Origin of the sequence: Methylobacterium sp. WL12 (assembly GCF_008039475.1) — a bacterium.
Taxonomy (GTDB): domain Bacteria; phylum Pseudomonadota; class Alphaproteobacteria; order Rhizobiales; family Beijerinckiaceae; genus Methylobacterium; species Methylobacterium cerastii.
Genome location: NZ_VRUW01000115.1, coordinates 1 through 11,765 on the forward strand (window position 1 = coordinate 1; position 11,765 = coordinate 11,765).

At 72.0% G+C, this 11,765-nt stretch carries 12 protein-coding genes and 1 pseudogene; 6 read left to right on the forward strand and 7 right to left on the reverse strand.

Annotation, left to right across the window (positions count from 1 at the left end; translation table 11 throughout):
• Positions 1–644 (reverse strand): annotated as a pseudogene (locus tag FV226_RS24965) (hypothetical protein); the annotation flags it as partial.
• 264 nt (positions 645–908) lie between these two features.
• Between FV226_RS24965 and thiE the strand changes: the two are divergent.
• The 3 genes from thiE to FV226_RS24980 all read left to right on the forward strand — a co-directional run bounded on the left by thiE (position 909) and on the right by FV226_RS24980 (position 3,193).
• Complete coding sequence (gene thiE, locus FV226_RS24970) at positions 909–1,634, forward strand: thiamine phosphate synthase (protein ID WP_147765034.1); 726 nt, start codon at positions 909–911, stop codon at positions 1,632–1,634.
• Positions 1,631–2,443 carry a bifunctional hydroxymethylpyrimidine kinase/phosphomethylpyrimidine kinase gene (gene thiD, locus FV226_RS24975; protein WP_147765035.1) on the forward strand — a complete coding sequence of 271 codons (813 nt, stop codon included), beginning with the start codon at positions 1,631–1,633 and terminating at the stop codon, positions 2,441–2,443. Before thiE ends, thiD begins: the two co-directional genes overlap by 4 nt.
• A gap of 126 nt (positions 2,444–2,569) precedes the next feature.
• Positions 2,570–3,193: an XRE family transcriptional regulator gene (locus tag FV226_RS24980; protein ID WP_147765043.1), complete on the forward strand. Its 624-nt coding sequence runs from the start codon at positions 2,570–2,572 to the stop codon at positions 3,191–3,193.
• A 116-nt stretch (positions 3,194–3,309) separates the two neighbouring features.
• On the opposite strand, the gene FV226_RS24985 is transcribed toward FV226_RS24980, so the two are convergent.
• From FV226_RS24985 to FV226_RS25005, 5 genes are all read right to left on the reverse strand, one after another.
• A complete protein-coding gene (locus tag FV226_RS24985) occupies positions 3,310–3,897 on the reverse strand; it encodes an ABC-type transport auxiliary lipoprotein family protein (protein ID WP_147765036.1) in 588 nt (195 codons plus the stop codon).
• A 121-nt stretch (positions 3,898–4,018) separates the two neighbouring features.
• Complete coding sequence (locus FV226_RS24990; RefSeq protein ID WP_147753466.1) at positions 4,019–5,101, reverse strand: MlaD family protein; 1,083 nt, start codon at positions 5,099–5,101, stop codon at positions 4,019–4,021.
• Positions 5,102–5,189: 88 nt separating this feature from the next.
• Positions 5,190–5,999, reverse strand: coding sequence for an ABC transporter ATP-binding protein (locus FV226_RS24995; RefSeq protein WP_187273759.1), 810 nt, complete (start codon positions 5,997–5,999; stop codon positions 5,190–5,192).
• Between the two features lie 25 nt (positions 6,000–6,024).
• Positions 6,025–7,125 carry an MlaE family lipid ABC transporter permease subunit gene (locus FV226_RS25000; RefSeq protein WP_238272726.1) on the reverse strand — a complete coding sequence of 367 codons (1,101 nt, stop codon included), beginning with the start codon at positions 7,123–7,125 and terminating at the stop codon, positions 6,025–6,027.
• 110 nt (positions 7,126–7,235) lie between these two features.
• Positions 7,236–8,450, reverse strand: coding sequence for an MFS transporter (locus FV226_RS25005; RefSeq protein ID WP_238272706.1), 1,215 nt, complete (start codon positions 8,448–8,450; stop codon positions 7,236–7,238).
• 149 nt (positions 8,451–8,599) lie between these two features.
• Here FV226_RS25005 and FV226_RS25010 point away from each other — a divergent pair, with 149 nt between their 5' ends.
• From FV226_RS25010 to FV226_RS25020, 3 genes are all read left to right on the forward strand, one after another.
• Positions 8,600–9,742 carry a hypothetical protein gene (locus FV226_RS25010; RefSeq protein WP_147765039.1) on the forward strand — a complete coding sequence of 381 codons (1,143 nt, stop codon included), beginning with the start codon at positions 8,600–8,602 and terminating at the stop codon, positions 9,740–9,742.
• 130 nt (positions 9,743–9,872) lie between these two features.
• Positions 9,873–10,625 (forward strand): AAA family ATPase, encoded by a 753-nt coding sequence (locus tag FV226_RS25015; RefSeq protein WP_147765040.1) that lies wholly within the window; start codon positions 9,873–9,875, stop codon positions 10,623–10,625.
• A gap of 108 nt (positions 10,626–10,733) precedes the next feature.
• Positions 10,734–11,174, forward strand: a complete 441-nt coding sequence (locus FV226_RS25020) for a DUF1489 domain-containing protein (protein WP_147765041.1) — start codon at positions 10,734–10,736, stop codon at positions 11,172–11,174.
• 93 nt (positions 11,175–11,267) lie between these two features.
• On the opposite strand, the gene FV226_RS25025 is transcribed toward FV226_RS25020, so the two are convergent.
• Positions 11,268–11,765 (reverse strand): hypothetical protein (locus FV226_RS25025; RefSeq protein WP_147765042.1); only part of this gene is annotated, 498 nt, incomplete at its 5' end.

The window sequence follows — 11,765 nt, forward strand, 5'->3', positions numbered from 1 at the left end:
GGGCGGGCGGGGCCGGCGTTGCCGGCGGCCTCCGGGATCAGCCCGGCCTCGAACAGCAGCTCGTAGCGCTCCAGCACGCGTTCCTCGTTCCAGGTCGCGCCGTTGAGGCCGAAGGTGAGGCCGAGGCGGTCGGCCCGCGAGCGCCGCAGCTTGGCGTCGGCTGGCGCGCCGGCCCAGGCCAGGAGCTCGGCCTCGATCGCGTCGAGCTCGGGCGGGCGCCCCTTCCGGAAATCCTCGTAGGGCAGGTAGCGATACCAGTTGCGCCACGCCGCCTCGGCGAGGCCCGCCGGGCGCTCCTCGCGCACCAGCGCGAGGTAGGCCACCGACAGGGTGTGGACGCCGGACGTGCTGTCCCCCTTGGCGTCGGCCTGCCGGTCGCGGTCGCCGAAGGTGTAGAGCTGCTCGACGTAGCCGAGGCGCTGGTGCGTCTGGCGCTCGACCCAGGCGCGCAGGCCCCGCTCGAGGGTGGCGTGCTCCGAGACCAGCGGCCCGGCCGGCAGCCCGTCGCCGCGCCCCGGGGCCTGGTCTGGCACGTGGACGGTCAGCGCCCGCGGCTCGCCCTCGGTGGCGGCGATGATCGCGGCGGCGAGCCCGACGGAGGAGGGGCTGGGCACCGTGCCGCCCGCGCGCGAGTCCGCCGACATCGTCTGTCCCGTCGCCCTGCCCATCGCAACGCCGTCCGAAGCCGGCCGAATGCCCGTGATGCGGCCGCGCTGCGGCCCGCCGTTGCTTTAGCCGCAAACCCGCGTCCGCCGTCAACGCGGCGGGCACGATCGGGCGGGGACGGCGCGATCCCGTGGGCTCTCGAAAGCGCTTGCTAAGCGTCGGCGCGATGGCCAGACATGCCTCGAGGTCTTCACGCGAGCCGGCATCCCTGTCGCTCCACGAAGCTTTCGGGGAGGTGGGCGATGCAGGCGGGCGGCAGCCTCGGGAACGCGACCACCGGCCGCGCGGCGGGTCCCAAGGTCGACCTGCGGCTTTACGGCCTGCTCGACGTCGGCGTCTGCGGCGGCGACGGGCGGCGGCTCGCCGAGATGGCGGCGGCTGCAGTCTCCGGCGGCTGCACCCTGTTCCAGTATCGCGAGAAGGACATCGCCGACGCGCGCGCCGCACTCGCCCGCATCCGCGCGATCCACGCCGCGCTCGCCGGCCGCGCGCCGCTGCTGGTCAACGACCGGGTCGACCTCGCGCTGGCCGCCGGTTGCGAGGGCGTGCATCTCGGCCAGTCGGACCTGCACCCGGCCGACGCGCGCCGGCTGCTCGGCGAGGGGGCGATCGTCGGCCTGACCCTGAAGACCGGCGCGCAGGCCGACGAGCTCTACCGCCTGCCGGTGGACTACGCCTGCATCGGCGGCGTCTTCGCCACCGCGAGCAAGGACAACCCGGACCCGCCCGTCGGCCTCGACGGGTTCGCGCGGATCGCATTCCGCGCCAGGCTCGCCCGCGGCGGCGCGGTGCCGGTCGGCGCGATCGCCGGCATCGATGCGAGCAACGCCGCCGCGGTGATCGCCGCCGGCGCCGACGGGATCGCGGTGATCTCGGCCCTGTTCGGGGCCGAGGCGGTGGAGGGGAGGGCGCGCGACCTGCGGGCGCGGGTCGACGCGGCGCTCGCCGAGCGGGGAACCATCCGATGACGCCGATCGCGCTGACCATCGCAGGATCGGATTCGGGCGGCGGTGCCGGAATCCAGGCCGACCTCAAGACCTTCTCGGCGCTCGGCGTCTACGGCGCCAGCGCGATCACCGCGCTGACCGCGCAGAACACCCTCGGCGTCCAGGGCATCCACGACGTGCCGGCCGGCTTCGTCGCCGCGCAGATCGAGAGCGTCTTCACCGACCTCGCCGTCACCGCCGTGAAGATCGGGATGCTGTCGCAGCCGGCGGTCATCGAGGCCGTCGCGGCAGCACTCGAGCGCTACGCGATCCCCAAGCGCATCCCCGTGGTGCTCGATCCGGTGATGGTCGCCACCAGCGGCGACCGGCTGATCTCGGACGATGCGGTCATGTTGCTCCGCAACCGCCTGATGCCGCTCGCCGACCTCGTCACCCCGAACCTGCCGGAGGCGGCGAGCCTCCTCGACGAGCCGGCGGCCGTGGACGAGAACGGCGCGGCGGCGCAGGCCCGGCGCCTCGTCGCGGCGGGCGCCCGCGGCGTGCTGATCAAGGGCGGCCACGCCGAGGGCGACGAGAGCGTCGACCACCTGCTCACCGCCGACGGGCTCGTGCGGCGCTTCTCTGGAACCCGCCACCCGACCCGCAACACCCACGGCACCGGGTGCACCCTGTCGGCGGCCGTCGCCGCCGGCCTCGCCAAGGGGATGACCCTCGAACAGGCGGTGCGCGCCGCCAAGGCCTACGTTAGCGACGCGATCGCTGCCGCAGACCGGCTCGCGATCGGCGCCGGGCATGGGCCGGTGCACCATTTCTTCGCGGTCTGGGCCTGAACGCACGGCAGAGACGCCGTCCCATCCACACGCGCCGCCTTGCATCCGCCGGGCGATTGCGTTTGTAGTAGCGCACGATCGTTCCGATAAACGGAACGCAATGGCGAAGCGCGGATGGCTGCGGCGATGCAGGAACAGGCGGAACGGCCGGGTCGGGGCCGGGACATGCTGAACGGGGCGGCCGTGCTGTCGGGGCAGCTCGGCAAGACGATCCAGCGCCTGCGCAAGGCCTACAACCTCTCGCTGTCCGAGCTGGCCGAGCAATCCGGCGTCGCCAAGTCGATCATCAGCCAGATCGAGCGCAACGAGACCAATCCGACGCTGGCGACGATCTGGCGCCTGTCGCAGGCGCTCGACGTCTCGATCGAGCGGGTGCTGGCGGCCAACGACGAAGAGCCCTTCATCGAGAAGTCCTCGCGGGCCGACACGCCGATCCTCGTCTCCGAGGACGGCAAGGTGCGCCTCGCGATCATCGGCTGGGTCAAGACCATCGAGTGGCTGCAATGGTACGAGGTCTCCGCCGACCCCGGCGGAGTGCTCGATTCCGATCCGCACCAGCGCGGCTCAGTGGAATCGCTTTCGGTCTCGGAGGGCTGCTTCGAGGTCGAGATCGGCGGCGTCGTCCAGCGCGCGCGGGCTGGCGAGACCCTGCGCTATCGCTGCGACCGCCAGCACGCGGTGCGCTGCACCGGCGACGTGCCGGGGCGCGCGACCATGGTGGTGATCATGAAGGCGGCGGTGATGGAATGAGCGGCTTAAGCGCTTAGAGCATTTTCAAGCGAGGTGGATGCCGGCTCGCGTGAAGAAAATGCGACCACACAGTAGGTTAGAGCATTTTCCGTGATCCGGAGATCACGGAAAATGCTCTAGCGCCCGCCGTTCACCCACCGCACCATGTCCGCGAGCACGGTGCCGAGCGCCTGGTCGAGGGCGCGGGCGCCGTTGCCGGCATCGACCGCGGCGACCGGCACGCGGGCCGTGAAGATCCGCGCCGCGACGACCTTGCCGGTGCCGTCCGCGATCAGCTTGGCCGAGATGTCCACCACCGCCTCGCCGGTGCCGGCGGCGATGTCGAAGGCGCGGATCTCCGAGATCAGCTGGTAGTCGGACACCACCTTGTCGCCGGGGCGCGAGACCGAGCGCATGCGGCCGGCATTCTCCAGGCTCTGGATGATCCGGGTCTGGATCAGCCGCGGCAGGCGGTCGGCCCATTGGCCGCCGCCGAGGAAGGCGAGCGAGCCGCCGGCCTCGCGCACGATGATGCGGTCCGCCTCGAACGGCTGGATGCCCACGGGCTCGGCGACCACGATCGCGCGCGCGGTCGCGGCCGGGCGGCCGGTCGCGGGGAGCGCCATGAGGTCGAAGGTCAACGGCGCCGCGCCGCCGCCGCAGCCGCCCAGCATCGGGGCGACGAGCGCGGCGGCGAGCGCCAGACCGGTTACGGGGCGGAGCATACGCGATACCTGAACGATCCCGGCCGCACGGCCGGGATCGGATGAAGCTGTGCCGTTCAAACTACGCGAGCGCGGCAAACGTGCCGTGCGCCGGGGCACATCGACCCGGAAACCGGCGCGTTCAGCGGCCACCGTTGTATTCCGGCAACGTCGGCTTGCCGCCGAAGATCACCTGCGACGGGTCCCGCTCCAGGGTGCGGACCGTGCGGTTCAGGGTGTTGAGGGTGCGCTGCCCGTCGGTGGACAGGGCCTCGACCTCGCGGCGGCCGGTGCCGCTCAGCCGCCCGAAGCTCGTGGCGATGTTGGCCGTGCGCTTGTCGAGGTTCTCGGACAGGGTGCGGAACGCCTTGCCGGCGTCGCGCACCGAGATCGCGGCCTCGCGCACCTGCGTGAAGGTGCTGGCGCCGGCCTCGCCCGAGGCGGAGCCGAGGAAGCCCTCGGCGCCCTTCAGCACCGCGTCGATCTTGTCGGCTGACGCGTTGAGCTTGGCGGCGAGCGAGCGGGCGTCGTGCAGGCCGGCCTCGATGTCGGGGCTCGACGTGGCGAGCGCCGAAGAGAACCGGTCGGTGTTGTCGATCACGCGGTTGAGCTTGGTCCCGTCCACCGCCTTGACGAGGCTCGAGACGGCCGGGCCGGCCTCGGCCAGGGTCTTCGAGAAGCTCTCGACGTTGGCGAGCGTGCGGGTGATCGCGCCCTCGTTGCCGGCGACCACCTTGTCGAGGCGCTGGAGCACGTCGTCGGCCCGCTGCGCGATCTGCTTGGCGGCGGCCATCATGTCCTGGATGTCGGACGAGTCGGCGAAGATCGTTGGCATCTCGCCATTGCTGCCGGCCGCGAGCGCCGGGGCGTCGGCGTTGCCGCCGTTCAGCGCGATCACCGAGACGCCGGTGAGCATCGCCGAATCGAGGCGGGCGCGGGTGTCGGCGCGCAAGGGGGTGGTGGGCGCCACCTTGATCTCGGCGATGACCCGGCGCGGGTCCTGCGGCAGCAGGTGAACGTCCGTCACCTCGCCGACCTTGATGCCGTTGAAGGTGACGCTCGATCCGCGCGACAGGCCGCCGACGCTGCCCGAGAACACGATGCGCACCGCCTGGCTCACCTGGCGCGACGAGCCGCCCGACAGCCACAGCACGAAGCCGAAGCCGACGAGGATCACCCCGAGGGTGAAGGCGCCGATGAGGGCGAAGTTCGCGCGGGTCTCCATCGGTCAGGCCTTCCGCCAAGCTGTGGCATTCACGCGGTGCGCGGGCGCACCCTTGCTGTGCGCCGACGCACGCACCCGGTGCTTACGCTCACGCATGGGCCGGCTCTCCAATCTGCGCAGGCGCCGGCGGCACGATCGCGCGGGCGCGCTTGCCGTGGAAGTACGAGCGCAGCCACGGATGGTCGTGCGCCAGCATCTCGTCGATCGTGCCGGCGGCGATGATCTGCCCGTCGCCGAGCGCCGCGATGCGGTCGCACGCGGTGTAGAGGCTGTCGAGGTCGTGCGTCACCATGAAGACGGTGAGGCCGAGCGTCTGCTTCAGGGTCGCGACCAGCTCGTCGAACTCGCCCGCGCCGATCGGGTCGAGGCCGGAGGTCGGCTCGTCGAGGAACAGGATCTCGGGGTCCAGCGCCAGCGAGCGGGCGAGCGCCGCGCGCTTGATCATGCCGCCCGACAGCTCCGAGGGCAGCTTGTCGGCCGCGTCCGGCTTCAGGCCGACCATCTCGATCTTCAGGCGCGCGAACTCGTCGAGCAGGCGCTCGGACAGGTTCAGGTGCTCGCGCATCGGCATCTGGATGTTCTGCTTCACGGTGAGCGCGGAGAACAGCGCGCCCTGCTGGAACAGCACGCCCCAGCGCTGCTCGACGCCGCGGCGCTCGGCGATGGTGAGGCCGTCCATGTCCTGCCCGAACACCTCGATGGTGCCGGACCGCTTGGCCACGAGCCCGAGGATAGTGCGGGTCAGCACAGACTTGCCCTGGCCCGAGGGGCCGACGAAGCCCAGGATCTCGCCGCGGCGGATGTCGAGGTTCAGGCCCTTCAGGATGGTGCGGTCGCGAAAGCCCACGACGAGGTCGCGGACGCGGATGATCGCTTCGGGCTCGTTCGTCTCGGGCATGGAACCTGGGTTTCGCACGGACTCGTCAGAAATCGATCGCGGCGAAGAAGACCGCGAACAATCCGTCGAGGACGATGACCATGAAGATGGATTTGACCACCGAGGCGGTGACGTGGCGCCCGAGCGATTCGGCCGAGCCTTCCACGGCGAACCCCTCGATCGTGGCGATGATGCCGATGATCAGCGCCATGAACGGCGCCTTGATCAGCCCGACGAGGACGTGGTGGACGCCGACCGCGGCCTGCAACCGGGCGAGGAACTGCTCCAGGGTGAGGCCGCCATAGGCCATCGCGGTGAGGCCGCCGCCGGTCAGCGCCGCGAGCGCCGCGATCAGCGTCAGCATCGGCAGGCCGACCACGAGGGCGAGGATGCGCGGCACGATCAGGATCTCGATCGGGTCGAGCCCCATGACGCGGAGGGCGTCGACCTCCTCGCGCATCCGCATCGAGCCGATCTCGGCGGTGAAGGCCGAGCCGGAGCGCCCGGCCACCATGATCGAGGTGAGCAGCACGCCGAGTTCGCGCAGGATCAGCAGGCCGATCAGGTTGACGACGAAGGCCGCCGCCCCGAAGCGCTGGAGCTGGAAGATGCCCTGCTGCGCGACGATGCCGCCGACGAGGAACGAGATCAGGAAGATGATCGGCACGCCGCGGAAGGCGACCTGCTCGATCTGGTTGACGAAGGCGCGGCCGCGGAAGCTCGAAGGGCGCGAGGCCACCCGCAGGCAGGCGGCGATGACCTCGCCGAGGAAGGCGAGCCCGGTGACGAGGTCGTGCCCGCCGCGCACGACGCGACGGCCGAGGCCGTCGAGCAAAGCGACCACGCGGCCCTGGCGGACGGGGCTGGCGGGCTCGGGATCGCGCAGCTGCATCTCGCCGAGCAGGATGCGGTGCTCGGGCCGCACGCCGGCATAGGTCAGGTGACCGCCGGCGGCCTCGATCTCGCCGCGGGTCCGCTCCAGCACCCAGGCGCCGAGGGTGTCGAGGCGGGCGACGTCGCCGAGGTCGACGACCACCGGGCGCACCCTGGCCTCGGTGGCGATGCGTGCGGCGGCGGTCTCGACGGCGCCGCCCTGGTCGGCGGTCCAGCGACCGTCCAGCGCGACGCGGCCGTCGCCCGGCGCGATGGTCGCGCCGGCGGGCTGCCGGTCGGGCCGGCGGGTCGGCGTGGTGGCGGTGGCCTGCACGAAGCCTGTGTCCCTGTTCGGCGCCGGTCTGCGCCGGCGATATGTCCAGATTAGGGTTGACGGTCCGTATCGTACCGCACCGCAACCGAGACTTGTGCGGTTGAGGGCGTCGTCCGGCGCGCGGCCGCCGCCGTCAGGGCGAGGCCCGCGACCGCGAGCGGCGCCATCGCCAGGAAGGCGAGGGGCCCCCCGGCCCGGTAGGCGAAGCCGCTGAGCAGCGTGGCGCCCGCCGCCGCGGTGGCGTTCGCGGCACTGAGCGTGCCCTGCGCCCGGCCGCGGGCGCCGTCCGGGGCGAAGGCGGAGACGGCGGCCATCGCCCCGAGCTGCGTCGCGCCGAAGGTCAGGCCGTGCAGCGCCTGGAGCCCGACCAGGGCGGCCAGGCTGTCGCCGAGCGCATACATCCCGAGCGCGCGCACGAGGGCAGCCCCGCCCCCCAACGCGAGATAGCGGAACGGCGTGCGCCAGCGTGCGGGCAGGCGCGCGACGCAGGCGAACAGGACGATCTCGGCGGCGACCCCGACGCCCCAGAGCGCGCCGACGGTGGCCGTCGAGAAGCCGTGCGCCGTCCAGTGGATGCTGCCGAAGGCGTAGATCGCCGCATGGCTCGCCTGGATCGCGGCGGCGGCGGCGATGCAGAGCTTCAGGCGCGGCGGCAGGCGCGGGCGCATTCCCTCCGCGTGTTCCGGGGCAGGCGCGGCGACCGACCGGCTCGTGAACGCGACGGCGCTGGCGATCAGCGCGAGCCCGGTGAGCAGCAGCGGCACCGCGAGGGTCTCGCCCATCGCCGTCAGCAACGCGCCCCCGGCGAGGTTGGCCAGCAGGAACGCCACCGAGCCGGACATGCGGATCCGCGCGTAATCGAGCTGAGGCCGGCGGCGGATCGCGGCGAGGGTGAGGTAGTCGATGCTCGGCACGAGCGGCGCGCCGGCGACCGCATTGAGGACGACGAGGAGCGCCAGCGCCGCCCAGCCGATCCCGGCGCCGGCCGGCATCAGCGCGTAGGTCCCTGCCAGCGCGAGGCTTCCCGCCAGCAGCAGCGCCCGCGCACCGACGCCCCGGTCGATCAGGCTCATCAACGGCGCCGTGGCGACGATGCGCGTCGCGATCGGCAGCGCGAGCAGCAGCCCGATCACCGACGCGTCGAGGCCGAGCGCGGCGAGCCAGACCGGCATGAACGGCATCGCGATGCCGATCTCGACGAACACCACCGCATAGAGGAGCGACAGGCGGATACGGCTGGGCTCGAGGGGCGGTGACGCGGCCAAGGGTCTCGATCGATCGGCGTGGACGGGGCGGAGGCGGCGTCCGTAAGCCGCCGTTAAATCGATCCTGTCAAATTGTGCGCTCGCCAGTGTCGTTCCGGAGCCATGTCGAGCCCCACCGCACGCGGCCATCGCCCGCAAGGACGCGTACCATGTCCGGTTCCCACTCGCTGACGGCCTTCGAGCCGACCGAGTACGAGGCCATCGAGGCGACCATGAGCGGCAGCGCCCGCGGGCGCTGGTTCCTCGCCGAGTTCGCCAGCCGCAACCGCAGCGCCGACACCAACGTGCTGCTCGATGCGATCGCGCGGCTCGAATCCGCGGTCACGGACGGGCGCGGCCCGGACGCGGTCAGCCATTTCCGCGGCGACATCATGGAGATGGCGAACGCGATCGGCCGGACCAAGGCCGAGATCGCGGCGATCACCGATCCCGGCCACGACCAGACCCGGCTCAGCATCGCGTCGGAAGCCCTGGACGCGATCGTCCAGGCGACCGAGCGGGCGACCACCGACATCCTGGCCGCCGCCGAGCAGGTGCAGGAGAGCGCGTGGTCGCTGCGCGAGAACGGCATCGACGCGGCGGCCTGCGACGCCCTCGACCGCTACGCGACGCAGATCTACACCGCCTGCTCGTTCCAGGACCTCACGGCGCAGCGCACCGGCCGGATCGTCCACACGCTGCGCTACCTCGAGGAGCGCCTGAACGCGATGATGGCGATCTGGGGAGACGCCGGCGACCCGGTCCCGCCGGGGCCGGGCGACGCGACCTACCGCCCCTCGATGGAATCGCGGCCGGCCGATCTCGACCAGAGCGACGTCGACCGCTACCTCGGCACCGACGCGCCGGCGACGATCGCCGCCGCGCATGCGGCGCTCCGCGCGATCGAGCCGGGGGCGGTGCCGCTCCACGACGACATCGTGTTCCTGCCCTCGGCCCCCGAGCCCGAAGAGCTTGAGGTTCCTGAAGAGCCGGCGATGCTCGAAGCCCTCGGGGAGCCCGAGCCGTTCCAAGAGCCCGATGCCGACGTCGCGCTCGACTGGGCCGAGGATTTCGAGGCGCAGATCGCCTCGAAGGAGGTCGTCGCCGAGCCTGAGCAGGACCCGGAGCCGGAGCCGGAGCCGGAAACGGACCACGAGCCGGAGGCGGAGCTGGCGCTCGAGCCTGAAGCGGATCCCTCCGAAGACGCTTCACCCGAGCCGGACGCCGTGTCGCCTCCGGCCACTGAGCGCGCGATGAGTTTCGCCGAGATCGACGCCCTCAGCGTCGAGGAGAAGCTGGCCCTGTTCTGCTGAGGCAGGCTTCGCGAGGACGGCACTTGGTCCTGCGATAGGAAATCGCGCACGACACGCGGCGCGGCCGTTGCACGCTCCGGCGCGATCGCGCCATCTGTCGGCTGCGAGTCGGAGCAGCGGGGCCGGGGCGTTGGCGAGATACCAGGTCAAGACGTTGCCGCCGCCGTACCTGAGGCGGGTCTGGATTCCCGACGACGCGACCCACGACCGCGACGCCTATCCGTTCTGCCTTCCGCTGTTCCGGGAGGGCGGGTTCGAGCTGGCGTTCGACCGCCCGGTCACCATCGTCGCCGGGGAGAACGGGGTCGGCAAATCCACGCTGCTGGAAGGCATCGCGGTGCTCGCCGGCTTCGACGAGAGCGGGGGCGGCCCGGGCTACCGGGCCGTCGACAACGCCCGCGCCGCCGAGATCGGCGGCGGAAGCGTGGCGCGGTCGCTCAAGGCGAGTTGGCTGCCGAAGGTCGGCGGCGGCTGGTTCTTCCGGGCGGAGAGCTTCTTCTCCGTGGCCCGCTACCTCGACGAGGTCGGCAGCCCGTCGGCGGACTTCCTGTCCCATTCGCACGGCGAGGGCTTCATCCGGTTCTTCGAGGAGCGCTGCGCGCGACCCGGCCTCTTCATCTTCGACGAGCCCGAATCCGCCCTCTCGCCGACCCGGCAGTTCGACTTCCTCAAGCTCCTGAAGCGGATGGAGGCGGGCGGCCGGACCCAGGTGGTGATCGTGACGCATTCGCCGATCATCATGGCCCATCCGGGGGCGGGGCTGCTGCGGATGACCCGACACGGGCTCGAGCCGGTGGCGCTGCAGGACACCGAGCACTTCAGGATCATGCGGCAGTTCGTGAACGATCCGGGTGGCATGGTCGAGGCCATGACCGAGGGGTGACCCGGCCGCGCTCCCGCGGACCGGGACGAAGGGCCGCGCACCCGCTGCGACGATCCGCGTTACACGCTCTCGCGCATCGCCCCGCGCCTGCGAGAGACCGACGAGACCGTGGCCCTTCACCTGCTCAAGCTCTGCGTCGGCCCGGCCTCGATCGAGGAGCTTGCGGCGCGCCAGGCGCGGTTCCGCGACGAGGCGCTGCGGCTCGGCCTCGCACCCGCGCCGGTCCACACCACGCGGATGGTGCCCAAGCGCCGGAGCGAGATCGCCGGTCGCGGCTCGATCTACTGGGTGATCAAGGGCACGCTGAGCTGCCGGCAAGCGGTCGCAGCGATCGAGCCCTCCACCGGCGACGACGGCATCGGCCGCTGTCGCCTGGTGCTCGATCCGGCGATCGTCGCGGTCGCGCCGCGCCCCTACCGCCCGTTCCAGGGCTGGCGCTACCTGACCCAGGGCGACGCGCCGGCCGACCTCGGCGAGGGCGCGGCCGGCGACCTCGCGGCGATGCCGGAAGCCCTCCGTCGCGAACTCGTCGGCCTCGGCCTGCTCTGATCCGACGGCCTGGCCGATCAATCTTGCCCAAGAAGAAGGGGGCGCCCCCGATGGAGGCGCCCCCTTCTCGTCGTCCGATCCCGCGTGGAGCCGTCAGGCCCCCTCGAACCGTCCGCTCGCGTGGGCGAGCATCGTGTAGACCTTGCCCGTCTCGGAGGTGAGGTAGGCGTCGGCGCGGGCCGCGTCCTTGTCGTTGCGGGCCACGTCGCCGAGCAGGCGCTCGAACTCGCTGACGTAGCGATCGACGGTGCGGCGGAACTCCGCGTCGGCCCGGTAGCGGCGCTGCATCTCCAGGAAGGTCTGCTTGCCCTGCGGCGTGTAGATCTTGATGTCGAACAGGTTCGGCTCGCCGCGGCGGTAGCGCTCCCACAGGTCTACCGCGGTGCGGTGGTCGATCATCCGCGCGATGTCGGCCGAGATCGTCTCCAGGGCGATGCGGCCGGTCTCGACCGCGGCCTTCGACGCCGCCGGGGCGGGGCTCTCGGTGACGCCCGCCTCGTCCTCGTCGTCGAGGGAGGCGCGCGTCAGCAGGTCGGACAGCCAGCCGCGCTTGTCGCCCGACGCCTGGCCGGATGCGGGCCGGACGGGGGT